At 54.0% G+C, this 16,988-nt stretch carries 18 protein-coding genes; 15 read left to right on the top strand and 3 right to left on the bottom strand.

The genetic code is table 11. The features are described 5' to 3' along the window. Window positions 1–16: 16 nt before the first annotated feature. Window positions 17–424 (bottom strand): ribosome-associated heat shock protein Hsp15, encoded by a 408-nt coding sequence (hslR, locus tag ACYP03_RS18195; protein WP_330961653.1) that lies wholly within the window; start codon window positions 422–424, stop codon window positions 17–19. Between the two features lie 299 nt (window positions 425–723). Here hslR and gspC point away from each other — a divergent pair, with 299 nt between their 5' ends. The 14 genes from gspC to cysQ all read left to right on the top strand — a co-directional run bounded on the left by gspC (window position 724) and on the right by cysQ (window position 13,521). Next, a complete protein-coding gene (gene gspC / locus ACYP03_RS18190; protein ID WP_330961654.1) occupies window positions 724–1,638 on the top strand; it encodes a type II secretion system protein GspC in 915 nt (304 codons plus the stop codon). A 38-nt stretch (window positions 1,639–1,676) separates the two neighbouring features. Further along, complete coding sequence (gspD, locus tag ACYP03_RS18185; RefSeq protein ID WP_305885150.1) at window positions 1,677–3,689, top strand: type II secretion system secretin GspD; 2,013 nt, start codon at window positions 1,677–1,679, stop codon at window positions 3,687–3,689. Further along, on the top strand, window positions 3,689–5,185 hold the full coding sequence (gene gspE / locus ACYP03_RS18180; protein WP_248144677.1) for a type II secretion system ATPase GspE: 1,497 nt from the start codon (window positions 3,689–3,691) through the stop codon (window positions 5,183–5,185). The genes gspD and gspE overlap by 1 nt, the downstream gene beginning before the upstream one ends. Next, complete coding sequence (gspF, locus tag ACYP03_RS18175; RefSeq protein ID WP_248144678.1) at window positions 5,185–6,405, top strand: type II secretion system inner membrane protein GspF; 1,221 nt, start codon at window positions 5,185–5,187, stop codon at window positions 6,403–6,405. Before gspE ends, gspF begins: the two co-directional genes overlap by 1 nt. Before the next feature lie 24 nt (window positions 6,406–6,429). After that, window positions 6,430–6,867 carry a type II secretion system major pseudopilin GspG gene (gene gspG, locus ACYP03_RS18170; RefSeq protein ID WP_248144679.1) on the top strand — a complete coding sequence of 146 codons (438 nt, stop codon included), beginning with the start codon at window positions 6,430–6,432 and terminating at the stop codon, window positions 6,865–6,867. An 8-nt stretch (window positions 6,868–6,875) separates the two neighbouring features. Then, window positions 6,876–7,451 carry a type II secretion system minor pseudopilin GspH gene (gene gspH / locus ACYP03_RS18165; protein WP_248144680.1) on the top strand — a complete coding sequence of 192 codons (576 nt, stop codon included), beginning with the start codon at window positions 6,876–6,878 and terminating at the stop codon, window positions 7,449–7,451. Further along, window positions 7,448–7,825, top strand: coding sequence for a type II secretion system minor pseudopilin GspI (gene gspI, locus ACYP03_RS18160; RefSeq protein WP_330961655.1), 378 nt, complete (start codon window positions 7,448–7,450; stop codon window positions 7,823–7,825). The genes gspH and gspI overlap by 4 nt, the downstream gene beginning before the upstream one ends. Continuing rightward, window positions 7,815–8,483: a type II secretion system minor pseudopilin GspJ gene (gene gspJ / locus ACYP03_RS18155; RefSeq protein WP_330961656.1), complete on the top strand. Its 669-nt coding sequence runs from the start codon at window positions 7,815–7,817 to the stop codon at window positions 8,481–8,483. Before gspI ends, gspJ begins: the two co-directional genes overlap by 11 nt. Continuing rightward, window positions 8,480–9,499, top strand: a complete 1,020-nt coding sequence (gene gspK / locus ACYP03_RS18150) for a type II secretion system minor pseudopilin GspK (RefSeq protein ID WP_330961657.1) — start codon at window positions 8,480–8,482, stop codon at window positions 9,497–9,499. The genes gspJ and gspK overlap by 4 nt, the downstream gene beginning before the upstream one ends. After that, window positions 9,468–10,757, top strand: a complete 1,290-nt coding sequence (gspL, locus tag ACYP03_RS18145; protein ID WP_459781464.1) for a type II secretion system protein GspL — start codon at window positions 9,468–9,470, stop codon at window positions 10,755–10,757. The genes gspK and gspL overlap by 32 nt, the downstream gene beginning before the upstream one ends. Continuing rightward, the gene (locus ACYP03_RS18140; RefSeq protein ID WP_330961659.1) at window positions 10,754–11,236 is read left to right on the top strand and encodes a type II secretion system protein M; all 483 of its coding nucleotides are present in this window, start codon (window positions 10,754–10,756) and stop codon (window positions 11,234–11,236) included. Before gspL ends, ACYP03_RS18140 begins: the two co-directional genes overlap by 4 nt. Window positions 11,237–11,238: 2 nt before the next feature. After that, window positions 11,239–11,997, top strand: coding sequence for a type II secretion system protein N (locus tag ACYP03_RS18135; protein WP_459781461.1), 759 nt, complete (start codon window positions 11,239–11,241; stop codon window positions 11,995–11,997). Between the two features lie 127 nt (window positions 11,998–12,124). Beyond that, complete coding sequence (gene nudE, locus ACYP03_RS18130) at window positions 12,125–12,673, top strand: ADP compounds hydrolase NudE (protein WP_248144687.1); 549 nt, start codon at window positions 12,125–12,127, stop codon at window positions 12,671–12,673. 14 nt (window positions 12,674–12,687) lie between these two features. Next, a complete protein-coding gene (cysQ, locus tag ACYP03_RS18125; protein ID WP_330961661.1) occupies window positions 12,688–13,521 on the top strand; it encodes a 3'(2'),5'-bisphosphate nucleotidase CysQ in 834 nt (277 codons plus the stop codon). A gap of 42 nt (window positions 13,522–13,563) precedes the next feature. Here cysQ and ACYP03_RS18120 read toward each other — a convergent pair whose 3' ends face one another. Further along, complete coding sequence (locus ACYP03_RS18120; protein WP_248144689.1) at window positions 13,564–14,439, bottom strand: LysR substrate-binding domain-containing protein; 876 nt, start codon at window positions 14,437–14,439, stop codon at window positions 13,564–13,566. 167 nt (window positions 14,440–14,606) lie between these two features. Here ACYP03_RS18120 and ACYP03_RS18115 point away from each other — a divergent pair, with 167 nt between their 5' ends. Next, window positions 14,607–15,458, top strand: a complete 852-nt coding sequence (locus ACYP03_RS18115; RefSeq protein ID WP_330961662.1) for a bifunctional allantoicase/(S)-ureidoglycine aminohydrolase — start codon at window positions 14,607–14,609, stop codon at window positions 15,456–15,458. A gap of 94 nt (window positions 15,459–15,552) precedes the next feature. Here the strand turns inward: ACYP03_RS18115 and sthA are convergent, their stop codons facing one another. Then, complete coding sequence (sthA, locus tag ACYP03_RS18110) at window positions 15,553–16,968, bottom strand: Si-specific NAD(P)(+) transhydrogenase (RefSeq protein WP_248144691.1); 1,416 nt, start codon at window positions 16,966–16,968, stop codon at window positions 15,553–15,555. Window positions 16,969–16,988: the final 20 nt, after the last annotated feature.

The raw sequence follows: 16,988 nt of genomic DNA, 5'->3' as shown, positions 1-16,988 counted from the left end.
TCTCCGGCAGTCACTGTTAGTGATTGCTTTTAAACTTAAGTATATCGCGCCGCTGCTTTTTATCCGGACGCTTCTCCGGGTGCGGGTTGTTGTGTGCGTTGAGTTTACGCATCTGAGCCTGCTTCTCGCGCTGGGCAAGGCTGGCTTCGGTTTCCTGATACAGCGTTTGGGCTTCGGGGGCACCACGACGGGTACCGGACACGATGAGGATAGTGACTGTTTTTTCCTCATTGCCCTGCCGCAGTTTGATTTCGGCGCCGACTTCGACAAGTTTGCTGGGTTTGGAGCGCTGACCGTTATAGTGAACTTTACCGCCGTCGATCATATTGCGTGCGATCGAGCGGGTTTTATAGAAACGGGCAGCCCACAGCCACTTGTCTAACCGCACATCAGGTGCATCGGATTCGGAAGTTTGCCGACTCATTTTCTGGCTCCTTACCCAAATGGGCGCTAAAAATATCACATCGGAAAAGCTGCGTCAGCTTTACTAAATGGTGATGCCAGATCGCAAATTCAACAATGAATGGGAATTTGCTCACACGAAACGGCATTCTTATTGAATGAGTTATGTTTTTTCATTGATTGGGTTTGCTATATTAACCTGTCATGCAACAAGATGAGCTTTCATGGGTATGCAAAAAATTGCAGCTTTTAACAGGAACCTAAGCAAAGACTTGCTTGTCATAATATTGATTACACAGAGTCACGAGGCAGAAACAGTCAATGGATGTAGCTAGGGTAACAATGCAGTGGCGTCAGGCAGTTGCGGGTAAACGGATGCCTTCCATGCAGACCCTGACCCGGATCGTGACCTGGTGGCTGGTGATTGTGCTGGCCTGGGTGTTGGGACGCCTGCTGTGGTCCTTTTTGCAGCCGGTAGAAACCCCTCCAACCTGGCAGGCGCCATTGGTCACGGCCACCGGGAGCAAGCAGGAAGGATTCCAGATCTCAGATATCACCAGTATGGAGCTGTTTGGCCGGTACCGGGCGGATACCCCGAAAGTAACCCCGCAGAAACCAGTCAAACAGGACGCGCCGGAAACCAAGCTGAATCTGACACTGGTTGGGGTGGTCGCAAGCGACGATCCCGGCACCAGCCTGGCGGTGATTACGAACCGGGGCAAACAGAATACTTACGGTCTGAATGAAGCGATTGACGGGACACGTGCCACCTTGCAGGCCGTCTTTGTTGACCGGGTGATTATCCGCAACAACGGCCGGGATGAAACCCTGATGCTGGACGGCGTAAAGTTTGGCCAGAGTACGTCACGTTCAACCCCGCCACCGCCGGCTACAAGAGCTGCACCTGAGCCTGCGCAGGGCGGGGCGGATGAGCTGGCGCAGATTAAGCAGGAAATTCTGGAGAAACCGCAGAATCTTTTTTCTTACATTCGGCTTTCACAAGTGAAGCAGGATGGAAATTTGCTCGGCTATCGGGTCAATCCGGGGAAAAACCGGGTGCTGTTTGATGCCGTTGGTTTACAGCCGGATGATCTGGCGGTCAGCCTGAATGGCAACGATTTGAAAGACGAGGCTGTGATGGCACGGCTGTGGACCGAACTGTCTTCGGCCACGGAGCTCACGCTGACCGTTGAGCGCGATGGCCAGTTACATGACATATATATTGAGCTGCAATAGCAGCCTGAACACATTGCGTACACACGCAGGAGTTAGTTGTGAAAAAATGGATGGGTAAGGGCACCCTATGGCTGGCGGCCAGCCTGCTATCGGCTCCTCTGATGGCGAGCGAATTCAGCGCCAGTTTTAAAGGAACTGATATTCAAGAGTTTATTAATATTGTCGGACGGAACCTGCAAAAGACAATTATCGTAGACCCATCTGTCAGGGGACAGGTGAATGTACGCAGTTACGATTTGTTAAATGATGAGCAGTACTATCAGTTTTTCCTGAATGTGCTGGAAGTATATGGGTTTGCTGTCGTCGAGATGGACAACGGTGTACTCAAGGTGATTCGGGACAAAGACGCAAAAACTTCTTCAATCCCCGTGGTCGACAGCAAAACACAGGCTCAGGGCGACGAAGTCGTGACCAGGGTTGTGGCGGTACGTAATGTGTCGGTGCGGGAACTTTCTCCTTTGCTGCGTCAGCTCAACGATAATGCCGGTGCCGGTAACGTCGTGCACTACGATCCGGCAAACATCATTATGATCACCGGTCGTGCGGCCGTTGTGAATCGTCTGGCCGAGATCATCGAGCGGGTTGACCGCGCCGGCGATAAAGAAATCGACGTGGTGGAGCTGAATAATGCCTCCGCGGCGGAGATGGTCCGGATTGTCGATGCATTGAATAAATCAGCCGATGCCAAGTCCACACCTGAATTCCTGCAACCGAAGCTGGTGGCGGATGAACGAACTAACGCCGTGTTGCTGTCTGGTGACCCGAAGGTACGTGAACGCCTGAAACGTCTGATCCGTCAGCTGGATAAAGAGATGGCGAGCGCCGGGAACAACCGGGTTATTTATCTGAAATACGCCAATGCTGAAGATTTGGTGGACGTGCTGAAAGGGGTATCGGATAACCTGCAGGCTGAAAAGCAGGGAAATGCGAAGACAACCAACACGAAAAATGAAGTGATGATCGCTGCCCACGCCGATACCAACGCCCTGATCCTGACGGCACCGCCTGATATCATGCGCGCGATGGAAAACATCATTGCTCAGCTGGATATCCGCCGTGCACAGGTGCTGATTGAAGCCATGATCGTTGAGCTTTCCGAAGGTGCCGGGATTAACCTCGGGATTCAGTACGGCTCAAAAGAAAATGGTGTTGTGCAGTTTGGCAACTCCAACGTGCCGATTGGTCAGTACCTGATTGGTCTGGAAGAAGCCAAGGACACAACTACAACTGAGCAGCGTTTTGACAACAATAACAATCTGGTGGATGTCGAAGTGACCGAAAGTGGTGACTTTACGACGCTGGGTCAGGTGTTGTCCGGTGCCAACGGCGCGGTGCTGGGGCTGATCATGGGTGACTGGACCATGCTGGTGAACGCCGTTGCCACGGATCGTGAATCGAATATTCTGTCTTCGCCAAGTATTACCGTGATGGATAACGGTGAAGCTTCGTTTATCGTCGGTGAAGAAGTGCCGGTGGTGACGGGTTCGACTGCCAGTTCCAACAACGATAACCCATTCCAGACTGTTGAGCGGAAAGAAGTGGGTATCAAGCTGAAAGTGACCCCGCAGATTAACGAAGGTGACTCAGTCCAGCTGAAAATTGAGCAGGAAGTATCCAATGTCCTGGGTGCTAACGGTGCGGTCGACGTTCGCTTCTCCAAGCGTCAGCTGACAACGTCCGTCTTGATTCAGGACGGTCAGATGATTGCACTGGGCGGCCTGATTCAGGACCAGTCGAACGAGAACGAATCGAAAATTCCGCTGCTGGGGGATATCCCGATTCTGGGCCATCTGTTTAAGTCCAACAATACCAGTAAGGGCCGCACAAACCTGATGGTCTTTATTAAACCGACCATTATTCGTGATGGGGTGACGGCTGATGGGATCACCCAGCGCAAATACAACTACATCCGTGCCGAGCAGCTGTACAAAGCGGATGAAGGTCTGCGCCTGATGCCAAACAGCAAGTCGCCTGTGTTGCCGAAATATGGTGATGATATTGCGCTGCCGCCTGAAGTACGGGCCTTTGTCTCCCGTCTGGAGGAGCAATAATGAACGACGTGCACCCGACTGAACTGGTGCAGTTCCGTTTACCGTTCTCATTTGCCAAGCGTCATCAAGTGGTACTGGAGGCAGGCGAGCAGGGCCGGGTGCTTTATCATGGCAGCCCGCTGAAAGCCGTGGTCCTGGCGGAAGTCCGCCGGGTTTGCGGCAGCAGTTTTCATGTTGAGCAATTGACACCTGAAGCTTTCGAATTGCGCCTGACAGAAGCTTATCAGCGTGATTCGTCGGAAGCCCGCCAGTTGATGGAAGATCTCGGCTCCGATAGCGATGACTTTTTCTCGCTGGCTGAAGAGTTGCCTCAGACGGAAGATTTGCTTGAATCTGAAGACGATGCGCCGATCATCAAATTGATCAACGCGATGCTGGCAGAGGCTATCAAGGAAGGTGCGTCCGATATTCATATTGAAACGTTTGAAAAGGCTTTGTCGATTCGTTTCCGGGTCGATGGCGTGCTTCGAGAAGTGTTAAACCCGAGTCGTAAACTTTCACCGTTGCTGGTGTCTCGTATCAAGGTTATGGCACGACTGGATATTGCTGAGAAGCGGGTCCCGCAGGACGGCCGGATTTCACTTCGCATTGGTGGCCGTGCCGTCGATGTGCGGGTGTCGACCATGCCTTCCTCTCACGGTGAGCGGGTAGTGCTGCGTTTGCTGGATAAAAACGCAACCCGGCTGGATCTGCACAGCCTGGGGATGACTCCCCGGATTCATGAGAGTTTCCAATACATCATTCAGCGTCCGCACGGCATTATTCTGGTGACCGGTCCGACGGGTTCCGGTAAGTCAACGACGTTGTATGCGGGCCTGCAGGAGCTGAACAGCTCAGAGCGGAATATTCTGACAGTTGAAGACCCGATTGAATTTGATATTGACGGGATTGGCCAGACACAGGTCAATACCAAAGTGGACATGACCTTTGCCCGCGGCCTGCGTGCAATTCTGCGTCAGGACCCGGATGTGGTGATGGTTGGTGAGATTCGTGACCTTGAAACTGCCTCAATTGCAGTTCAGGCGTCCCTGACCGGTCACATGGTGATGTCAACGTTGCACACCAATACGGCAGTCGGTGCGATTACCCGTTTGCGTGACATGGGCATTGAGCCTTTCCTGGTTTCGTCTTCTCTGTTGGGGGTACTGGCACAGCGTCTGGTGCGGACCCTCTGTAAGGAATGCCGGAAGCCTTATCTGGCAGATAATGAGCAGAAGAAACTTTTTGGTCTGCCTGAGTATGAATCCCTGACTCTCTATCATCCTGTCGGCTGCGAGCATTGTAACAACAAAGGCTACCGGGGCCGGACTGGTATTCATGAACTGTTGCTGGTCGATGAGCAGGTACAGGAACTGATCCATGCCGAAGCCGGTGAGCAGGCCATTGAGAAGGTGGTCCGCCAGCATACGCCGAGTATCCGTGATGACGGACTTGCGAAAGTTCGTCTGGGGATCACGACGCTGGAAGAAGTGATGCGGGTCACCAGGGAGGGATAATGGCAGCGTTTGAATATAAAGCGCTGGATGCCAAAGGGCGCCAGAAAAAAGGGGTCATGGAGGCGGATACGGCGCGCCAGATCCGTCAGCAACTGCGGGAGCAGGGGCTGATCCCGGTTGAAGTCAGCCAGAGCCATGAAAGAGAAAAACGCAAAGCTGGCGGTCGTCTGGTGCTGCGCCGCGGTATCAGTACCAATGAATTGTCTTTGCTGACCCGGCAGCTGGCTACGCTGGTTCAGGCCGGGATGCCGCTTGAAGAGTGTCTGCGGGCCGTTGCCGAGCAGAGTGAAAAAGTTCGCCTCAAGAACATGATACTGGCCGTACGTTCCCGGGTTGTAGAGGGTTACACCCTGTCCGACAGTATGGCGGAATTCCCTCATATTTTTGATCAGCTGTTCCGTGCCATGGTGGCGGCCGGTGAAAAATCCGGCCACCTGGATACCGTGCTGAACCGGCTGGCTGATTACACGGAAAATCGCCAGAAAATGCGCAGTAAGCTGCAGCAGGCGATGATCTATCCCACCATGCTGACGCTGGTGGCTGTTTCCGTGGTCGCTTTCCTGCTGGCAACAGTTGTTCCAAAAATTGTCGATCAATTTGTTCATATGGGCCAGGAACTGCCGCAGATCACTCAGGTGTTGCTGGCAGCCAGTAACTTTGTCCAGCACTGGGGATTGCTCGTCGTTCTGGCGATCCTGGCACTGATTATGGGAGTCCGGATGGCACTGCGCCGTCCTGATCTGCGTTTGAAGTGGGACCAGCGTATGATGAAGGTGCCGGTGATCGGTAAGGTTGCCCGGGGGCTGAATACCTCGCGCTTTGCCCGGACACTGTCAATTTGTACCTCGAGTGCCATTCCGTTGCTGGATGGGATGAAGGTGGCGGCTCAGGTCATGACCAATACCTGGGTGAACCAGCAAATCCTCGAAGCAGCAGATAAGGTGCGTGAAGGGGCCAGTCTGCGGGTCTCACTTGAGCAGACGAAACTGTTTCCGCCTATGATGCTGCACATGATTGCCAGTGGCGAGCGCAGTGGTGAGCTGGAGCAGATGCTGACCCGGGCAGCAGATAATCAGGACCGGGACTTTGAGTCACTGGTCAATATGGCACTGGGGGTGTTTGAACCCCTGCTGATAGTAGTGATGGCCGGGATAGTAATGTTTATTGTCATTGCTACCCTGATGCCAATTATTGCCCTGAACAATATGGTGGGCATGTAGTTTTTCCTTTTGGAGGTTTTTGCAATGCAACGTCAACAACGTGGTTTTACCCTGCTGGAAGTCATGGTGGTTATCGTGATTCTCGGTGTTCTGGCCAGTCTGGTCGTGCCGAACCTGCTGGGTAACAAAGAGAAGGCGGATCAGCAGAAAGTGGTGACCGATATCGGTGCACTGGAGCAGGCGCTGGACATGTACAAACTGGACAACAGTGTGTACCCGAGCACGGATCAGGGACTGGCTGCACTGGTTACTGCTCCGTCATCCACGCCGGAGCCGCGTAACTACCGTACCGGTGGCTATATCAAGCGTCTGCCGAAAGACCCTTGGGGTAATGATTACCAGTATGTGATGCCTGGCGAAAATGGCCCGGTCGATGTGTTCAGCCTGGGTGCTGACGGTCAGGAAGGCGGTGAAGGTGTGAATACCGATATCGGCAACTGGAATATGCTGGACTACCGTTAATTTCCGATATGTATCGAAAGGCTGCTGGTTTTACCCTGATCGAACTGCTACTGGTGCTGGTGCTGCTGGCAACCAGCGCCGTAGCCGTTATTTTCACCCTGCCTGCCCCGAAAGACGATGCGCTGAAAGAAGAGGCGCATCGCTTTCAGTATCTGGTGCAGCTGTTGGGGGAGGATGCGATGCTTAACGGGCGTGATTATGGTGTCCGGGTTGACCGACAGGGCTATCGCTTTTTTGAGCTTGCGCCGGATGGCTGGCAGCCGTTGAAAGACTCCCGTTACTTTACGGAAGTAACGCTGCCGGACACATTGGGAATGGAGGTCAAAATCGGCAGTAATGCCTGGCAGGACGATGACCGTCTGTTTGAGCCGGGGACATTGTTTGATGAAGACCTGTTCGCAGAGGAAAAGGAGAAGCAGGCCCGGCCACCGCAAATTATTGTCATGGCCAGTGGTGAGTATACTCCGTTTACCGTGACCTTTGATGCCAGCGGAGAAAGTGATGTCTGGCGGGTTGAAGCCGATGAAGTGGGACAGCTGCACTTGCTGGCTCCGGGCGAAACCCGCGAGGGGAAGAAACCATGAAAGATGGCCTGACGAAATTCACGCAAACCGGATTTACCTTGCTGGAAGTTCTGGTAGCGCTGGCCATTTTTGCCACCGCTGCCCTCAGTGTTATGAAGGCTGTTGGTCAGCACATCAACACCGTGGGTTATCTGGAACAAAAAACTTTTGCCACCATGGTGGCGGACAATGAACTCGCCCGGCTCCGCATTGCCGGTGAACGGCTGACGGCCGAGAAAAAAGGCAAGTCAGAGCTTGCCGGGCAAACCTGGTACTGGTCAGTGAAAAGCACGAAGACAGCAGATGGCTACCTGAGAGCTCTGGATGTGTCTGTGGCGACTGATGAAGCGATGAAAGATCGGGTAACCACCCTAAGGACCTACATTGAAAACTGAGCGTCGCCCATCCGGGCTGCAGCGTTCAGCCGGATTTACGCTGCTGGAAGTGCTCGTTGCGATTGCCGTCTTCGCCATGCTCAGCATGTCTGCCTATCAGGTAATGAATGGGGTTCAGCGTAGCGATGAGCAGTCTCGCGAGCATAATGAACGCTTGCAGGAAATACAGCGTGCGATGGTGATGCTGGATGGTGATTTCCGCCAGATGGTTGCCCGCCAGGTCAGACAGCAGGGGAACAATGAAAGTGGTCCGCTGCTGCAAAGTGGCGAGTATCTTCTTGATTCTTCAAGTCATGGTATCCTTTTTACCCGAGATGGCTGGCAAAATCCGCAGCAGATGTTTCCCCGCAGCGAAATTCTTCGGGTCGGTTATCGGATCATTGATGAGACGCTCGAACGGGTCTGGTTTCGTTATCCGGATACGGTGGTCGGCACTGAGCCGCTGGTACGCAAGGTACTGACCGGCGTGACCGCACTGTCGTTTCGTTACTACGGCGCGGAGGGCTGGCAGGACAGCTGGACTGACAGCGGGGCATTGCCCAAAGGGATTGCCGTCACGCTGACGCTGGATGATTTCGGCAAAGTTGAACGCGTATATATGCTGCCGGATGCGAAACTGCCTTCGGCAACCAAAAAAGACGGGGATGCAGATTCATGAGGCGGTCACCAGCGAAACAGCGCGGGGTTGCCCTGATCGTTGTCCTTCTTCTGCTCGCCATGATGACACTGCTGGCCGTACAGATGACCGATCGCTTGCAGCTGAATTTCTACCGGGTTGAAAACCAGGTGTTTAACCAGCAGGCCTACTGGTACAGCCAGGGGATGGAGCAGCTGGCGAAGGTTGCAATTGAGCAAAGTCTGTCTGACAGCGACACGGTGAATCTCAGTCAGGTCTGGGCGACAGAAGGCCAGAGCTACCCGCTGGATAACGGGGAAGTGAAGGGCAATATCTATGATCGCCAGGCCTGTTTTAACCTGAATGCTCTGTCCGGCCAGGCGCCGGAGCAGGATCGAACCAAAAAGCCTTTCCGGGTCCGTTTTCTGCAGGCCTTGCTGGAAGAAAGCGGCAGTGAAAGTTATGAAGCCGAAGTGGCGGCGGACTCCGTCTGGGAATATGTCGATCCGGATGAAACTGTATACAGCGCTTATGGTGCGGGTGACAGCAGCTATGAGGGTTTTTCACCACCTTATCTTCCCCCCAGAAATCTGATGGCGGATGTGACCGAATTGCGGGCGGTGAATGGTGTGAGCGCCAAAATGTTCCAGCAGGCACGTCCATTCTTGTGTGCTTTGCCCACCACCGAGCTGCTGATTAACGTGAATACCATCAAAGCGACTCAGGCTGCCTTGCTGGTCGGGGTATTCAGCCCTGAGCTGAGCCTGGATGATGCCCGACAGCTGATTGAAAATCGTCCTTATGATGGCTGGCAGGATGTTGAGGCCTTTTTGGCAGACGGAGCAATCAGTCGTCTGACCAAGACGGTCAGAGATCAGGCGAAGCCTTATCTGGCCGTCAAAAGTGATTATTTTGAGCTGGATGCTGAAGTGAAAGTAGACCGGGCTCGATTAAGAATACTGGCCCTGCTCAAACGAGACGGGGAGAACAAGGTGACGGTTGTGCGTCGCCGATATGGAGGAATGAGTGAGCGAGTTTCTGACGATAAGGCTAAGTAGCCGTCCTGCCGGGCCGGTGCATTGGCTGGTCTGGTCGCCACAGCAACAGGAAGTAATTGCCTCGGGTGAACTGGCTGACAGCAGTCAGCTCAGCGAACTGGCGGATTACGGTGCGAACCGGCCGGTATACTTACTGGTGCCGGGAAGTGATGTGCTGCTGAGTCAGGTGTCAATTCCATCAGGGTCCGGACGCCAGCTTGCGCAGGTGTTGCCTTACCTGCTGGAGGAAGAGCTGGCTCAGGATGTCGATGATTTGCATATCCACATGCTGAAGCGTGAAGCGGATAAAGCGCATGTGGCAGTGGTGGGTCATCAGCGGATGCAGGACTGGCTGTCACTGTGTGAGGATGCCGGGTTGTCTGTCCGGAAAGTTATTCCGGACTGTCTCTGCCTGCCGGCATTTGAGAACAGCTACAGTGCCGCGGAAATCGATGGTCAGTGGTTGCTGCGGCAGTCAGTGACACAGGGAATATGTGCAGACAGTGAGTGGCTGGCAAGTTGGCTGACGGCACAGAAAGTTCCTTTGATCAGTCAGGCCATGGAAGAAGATATCTCTGAGGAGGAGGTTGAAGCTGAAGTGGCTGAAGAACTGGCAGGCGGAGATGCCGAGGTGGTTCAGACACGTATCCGTCATTTCACCCCGGCACCGTCGGGTATGCCCGGGGTTTGGCAGGCTGAAGCACCAGAACTTGTGATGGCGCTGCTGGCAAAAGGGGCGCACGAGAGTAAATCCAGCCTGTTATCGGGCCCTTACAAGTTGCAGCCTACCTGGCATAAGGCACTGAAGCCCTGGCGTAAAGTCGGCATTGCCGCTGTGTTGCTGTTAGGGGGCATGGTGGCTGAATATGTGGTTCGGGTGCAGAGCATTGAGCAGCAGGCTCAGGCTTATCAAGATGAGAGTTACCGGATTTTTCGTGAAGTGCTGCCTCAGTTTAAGTCAATTCCAACACCAAGTTACCTGAAACGTCAGTTTAATGATGAAATTGATCGCCTGGGTGGCGCAGAATCAGGAGAGGGACTGTTGCCGTGGCTGGTCAAATTAAGGCCGGCTCTGAGTAGTGTGCCGCAACTGACCGTTCAGAATCTGAAATATGATCAGAATCGTAAGGAGCTGCGTCTTCAGGCAATTGCAGCGGAGTTCCAGCACTTTGAGCAACTCAGGGTATTGCTGGTGAAAGAATTTGAAGTTGATCAGGGCCAGCTGAACCGGGAAGGCCAGCTGGTAAGTGGTGCGCTGGTACTGAGGAGGCGTTCGTGAATCAGTGGTTTAAGTCCTTAACCAGCCGTGAGCAGCGTCTGGTGATCGGTGGCGGAATTGCGCTGGTGATTGCCGTCCTCTACTGGGGGATCTGGCAACCGATGGCTTTACGCGCGGAACACGCCGAAAATGAGCTGAAAAACCAGCGCCAGTTACTGACCTGGGTGAGCAGCAAAGCGGATGACATCATAAAGCGCAGAGCGAAAACCGGCGCGTCTGGGAGCATCAGTCCGACAGGACTGAATCAGGTGGTCAATGAAACGACCCGGCGATTCCGGATTGAACTGATCCGGATGCAGCCGCAACCGCGCGATGAATCGGTACAGGTCTGGGTTCAGCCTTTGCCGTTTAATACCCTGGTGAACTGGCTGGCATTTCTCCGGGATGAGCATGGGATTGAAGCGAAATTTCTGGATGTGTCCAAAACCGATCAGGCCGGTGTGGTCGAAGTAAACCGTTTACAGTTGGGACGAGGCTAAGCGTGGGTTTCAGAGTGTTTGTTGGGGTGAGCTTCGTGTTTGCCCTGCTGGTGAGTTTGCTGGTGCATTTGCCCGCAAGCTGGTTATGGCAGTTTGTACCGAATACACCGGGGTTGGTTGTCTCCGGGATCAGCGGGACGCCCTGGAAGGGCAGTGCATCGCAAATTCGCTGGCAGCAGTGGGTGTTGGGAGAGGCTGAATGGACAATGTTTCCCTGGAAGCTGCTGACAGGCGATGCGGCTTTTAAGGTGAGCATGGGCAGGGGCAGTGAGCTGGGATACCGTGGCGATGGTACTCTTGGCATTAATTTTGATGGCCCGTACGCAAAAGGTTTTGTGCTGACGATGTCAGCGCAACAGGTGGTGCAGTCTGTGCGCTTACCGATACCTTTAACCTTTGGCGGCAGTTTTACACTGGCGCTGAATGATTACCGATTTGCCTCGCCTTATTGTCAGGCACTGGATGGTGTACTGACCTGGAATGGTGCTTTGGTCGGCACGCCGATGGGGGAAATCGACTTGGGGCCGGTGAATGCTGAACTAAGCTGTAATGACGGGCAGTTGGCGGCCACCTCCCACCAGAAATCAAATCAGGTCGAAAGCGATTGGCAGGCTAGCTTGAGCCAGAATCAAACCTACAGTCTCAATGGCTGGTTTACGCCCGGGGCAGAGCTGCCCGCTAATTTACGGGATCAGCTTAAGTGGTTGGGGAGTCCGGATGCCAGCGGCCGTTATCCGATTCGGTATTCCGGTCGCCTGTAATTTTAGGGTGACAGCGTTCATCAAAGCTGAAAGTGGTCTAGCGGGTTTGGGGAATGTGGCTTTTTTACTTTATTTTCTGACAGCCTTGCCATTTAATACCCGGTAGACCAAGTTACAAGGAAACAGCATGGCGGCAGAAAGTAAAAAACCAACCATTCTGGCGACTGAGGTTGTGGCCCAGTCACGCTTGTTCAAGATTGAATCTTTGGATCTTCGCTTCAGTAACGGGGTGACACGGACCTATGAACGCATGAAGCCCAGCGGGCGCCATGCGGTGATGGTGGTCCCGGTTACGGCAGAAGGCGACCTGCTACTGGTTCGTGAATATTCGGCTGGTACTGACCGCTATGAGCTGGGCTTTCCAAAAGGACTGATCGATCATGGTGAAGCGGCCGAGCAGGCTGCGAACCGTGAAATGAAAGAAGAAATCGGCTTCGGTGCCAATATTTTGGTCCCCATGAAAGAAGTCGTACTGGCACCGTCCTATTTTTCCAGCCGGATGACGCTGTTTCTGGCCCAGGACTTGTATCCTGAACGGCTGGAAGGTGATGAACCCGAACCGCTGGAGGTGGTGCGCTGGCCATTGGCGCAGGCTGAGGAACTGCTCAGTCATCTGGACTTTGCGGAAGCCAGAAGCATCACCGCCTTATTTTTGGCATTGAAGTACTTATCCTAGCGCAGGAGTGTGAGATGGAACTATCGAGCCTTATTCCATCCGTGATTGAAATTGCCCGGGCATCGGGACAGGTAATACTGGATATTTACCAGCGTGGCCAGTTTGAGAAGCAGGTCAAGCATGATAATACTCCGGTCACCAGTGCAGATCTGGCGGCACATAAACTAGTGCTGGAGCGTTTGAGTGAACTGACTCCGGACATTCCCGTCTTGTCGGAAGAAGATGCTGCCATTCCATTGGCAGAGCGGAGTCAGTGGCAGCGCTACTGGCTGGTGGACCCGCTGGACGGTACTCAGGAATTTATTGCCGGCAGCGGGGATTTCGCAACCATTATCGCGCTGGTGGAAGACAATCAGCCGGTGATGGGGGTGGTCTATGCACCGGTCTCCGGTGTGGTGTATTACGCGTACCGGAATCAGGGAGCCTGGAAGATCACGCCGGAAGGTGAAACGGTCCGGATTTCCACCCATAAACATGAAGGTCCGACACGCTCGATTGCTGTGGCAATCAGCCGGCGTCAGGATATACGTGTGATCACCAATCGGTTGGATCCGGCGCTGAACTATGATTTGGTACCGCTGGGCTCGGCGGCACTGAAATCCTGTCTGGTGGCCGAAGGTGCGGTGGATTGTTATCTGCGCCTGGGGCCAACCGGGGAGTGGGACACTGCTGCGACGCAATGCATTGTCGAAGAAGCGGGCGGTCGAATCCTCAACACACATCTGACGCCGTTGTCTTACAACGAGCGGCATACGCTGGAAAATCCGAACTTTATTACTCTGGGCGATGAGAGTCTGCCCTGGTCTGAGATTCTGACGCCGGATAACCGGATGATGGAAGCCAGTTAACTAAACACTGAAACGGCCCGAGCGGGCCGTTTCTTTTTTGTGTTACTGCTCGCGTTCGAAAATCCGGTCACAGGTATGGATTAGTTGCTCGGCCAGGGTCCGGCTGAGCGCAGAAAGTTTGCTTTGTGCATGCAGGGTCACCTCCATATCCGGTACCGGCGGCAGTCCGTCCTGTTCGTCCAGGATCCGGTGCTGAGCGGTCACCAGACGCCGGGGTAAGAGTGAAATCCCCAGTCCGGCTTCGACAGCGCAGCAAACACCGGACAGGCTGGTACTGACATAAGCCAGCCGCCAGCTGCGACCCAGACTGTCAAACGTATGGGCCATCTCGTTCCGGTACAGCCCGCCAATCGGGAATGAGACCAGCGGGACAGGATGCCGTTCGAGGTTGTTGCTGTGCAGCGCGTCGATCCAGCACAGCGGTTCGGGCCAGTGGCTCAGGCCGGGTTGGCTGCCCGGGCGTTGTTTGACCAGCGCCAGATCCAGCTCACTGTTCTGAAACTCTCGCCAGATATCACTGCACATCCCGCTTTTCACTTCCAGCCGGATGCCCGGATACGCACTGGAAAAGGCATGCAGGGTCGGCATGATGGCATGGGTCGCAAAATCTTCCGGAACGCCCAGACGGATTTTTTGCTGTTCAGCACTGAGGCTGGTCTGCGCGACGGCTTCATTCATCAGCTGCAGGATGCGGCGGGCATAGCTGAGCACCCGCTCTCCTTCCAGTGTTGCTGTAACATAGCGGCCTTTCCGGTGCAGCAGTTCACACCCCAGCTGTGATTCGAGTTTACGGACTTGCTGACTGACCGTCGATTGTGTGAGGTGGGTACTCTCGGCAGCACGGGTAAAGCTGCCACTGTCGATGACGGCGACGAAGCTGCGGAGCAAAACCGGATCTAATGTCTTGTTGAGGTTCATTATTTTTCCAGTGGAAAATCCACTAACTGGCATTTATTTATTTAATTTATAAATCAAACAGCCATGCTCTACAATCATAAGTCTCCAGTATCGAAACAGCAGTCTCATCCAGATCCTGCTTGATCTATCGGCGCAGTCACACTGCTATACATGAAAGGATATCTGTCATGGCTCGTAATACTTATTATGCCCCTCAGGGCGGTCTGCCGCCCCAAACTCAAATTCTGTCGGACCGCGCGGTGTTTACCGAAGCGTATGCCATCATTCCCAAGGGCGTGATGAGCGATATCGTGACCAGTTTTCTGCCTTTCTGGGAAGACACTCGGCTCTGGGTGATTGCCCGGCCGATGACAGGTTTTGCGGAAACCTTCTCTCATTACATCATGGAAGTGTCACCGCAGGGCGGCAGTGACAAACCTGAACTGGATGCCGGTGCTGAAGGCGTGCTGTTTATCGTCGAAGGGGAGATGACCCTGACCCTGGAAGGGGAAGAGCATCATATGACCACCGGAGGTTATGCTTATCTGCCGCCTTCGGCACAATGGCGTCTGAAAAATCACAGCGATGCACCGGTGCGGTTCCACTGGATCAGGAAGGCTTACCAGTTTGTAGATGGCATTGCGGTGCCGGATGCATTCGTGACCAATGAAAACGACATCGAACCGACTGCCATGCCGGATACCGGTGATGTCTGGGCGACCACCCGATTTGCTGATCCGGCAGATATGCGTCATGACATGCATGTCAACATTGTGACTTTTCAGCCCGGCGGGATCATTCCTTTCGATGAAACCCATGTCATGGAGCATGGTCTGTATGTGCTCGAAGGTAAGGCGGTTTATCACCTGAATCAGGACTGGGTCGAAGTGGAAGCGGGTGACTATATGTGGTTAAGGGCTTTCTGCCCGCAGGCATGTTATGCCGGTGGTCCGGGTCGTTTCCGCTATCTGCTGTACAAAGATGTGAACCGTCACATGTTGCTGAATCCGTCATCAGCGTATCGCGGTAACCGGCTGTAACTGACTCCGGGCATGCAAAAACGGCGCACTTCACAGTGCGCCGTTTTGTTTATGGGGTGTATCGTTCCGCAGAGCAAACTACGGAACGGTGCTTTCAAAACAGGCGGTTCAGCCCGTTCAGTGCTGCGACTCGGTAGGCTTCAGCCATGGTCGGATAGTTGAAGGTGGTATTGACGAAGTAGTCGATTGTGTTGCCGCCGTTCTTCTGCTCCATGATGGCCTGGCCGATGTGGATGATTTCTGCCGCACGTTCGCCGAAGCAGTGGATCCCTAAGATTTCTTTGGTATCGCGGTGGAACAGGATCTTCAGGCTGCCGACATCCATTCCGGCAATCTGGGCCCGTGCCAGGTGTTTGAACTGTGCACGTCCTACTTCATACGGGACTTTTTCTGCCGTCAGTTGCTGCTCGGTTTTACCGACGGAACTGATTTCCGGAATGGTGTAAATGCCGGTCGGGATATGGTCAATCAGTTGTCCCTGTGCCTGACCGGTGGCAATGGCCTGGGCGACGAACCGGCCCTGATCATAGGCGGCACTGGCCAAACTCGGGTAACCAATGACATCGCCGACAGCATAAATGTTGTCGATTTCGGTGCAGTAATTCTGGTCGACGGACAGCTGGCCGCGGGAATCCGGTGTCAGTCCGACAGCATCCAGATTCAGGCGGTCGGTATTACCGGTCCGGCCGTTTGCATACAGCAGGCAGTCGGCTTTCATTTTCTTGCCGGACTCCAGATGCAGGACCACCCCGTCATCCGTTCCTTCGATTTTGCTGTAGGTCTCGCCGTTGCGGATCAGCACCCCGTTGTTCCACAGGTGATAAGACAGTGAATCGGAGATCTCGTTGTCCAGAAATTCCAGCAGGCGTTGACGGGTGTTGATCAGGTCTACTTTGACGCCCAGCCCCCGGAAGATTGAGGCATACTCACTGCCGATGACACCGGCGCCATAGATAATGATATGGCGCGGATCATGCTGCAGGCGCAGAACGGAGTCGCTGTCGTAGATACGTGAGTGATTGAAATCAACGTTGTTCGGATGATATGGCCGTGAGCCGGTTGCGATCACGAACTTGTCAGCGGTGTAAGTCTCCTGGCTGCCGTCGTGATGACGGACCCGAAGTGTGTGGTTGTCTACAAAGCTGGCTTCGCCGGAGATAATCGGGCACTGATTGCGATCATAAAAACCCTGACGCATGCGGGTTTGTTTGCTGACAACATCTTGCGCATGACCAAGGATCCGGCTGAAGGTGCTGTGCAGCGGTGCGGAGTTTCTGCTGTACAGCGGGTTTTTGTTGAATTCAATAATCCGGCTGACCGCATGGCGTAAAGCTTTGGAAGGGATGGTTCCCCAGTGAGTACAGCCGCCGCCGACACTGCTTTCCCGCTCGACAATCGCCACATTGAAGCCAGCTTTGGTCAGGCCCATGGCGGCCCCTTCGCCCCCGGGTCCGCTGCCGATAATGATCACATCATAGTGTGAGGGAGTCGTAGGGTTTTGTTTGCTCATGGGCCGCCTTTATTATCCGA

Source organism: Photobacterium sp. R1 (assembly GCF_054600795.1).
Note: the sequence above shows the minus strand (reverse complement) of the source record. Positions and strands in the feature narration are given on the sequence as shown.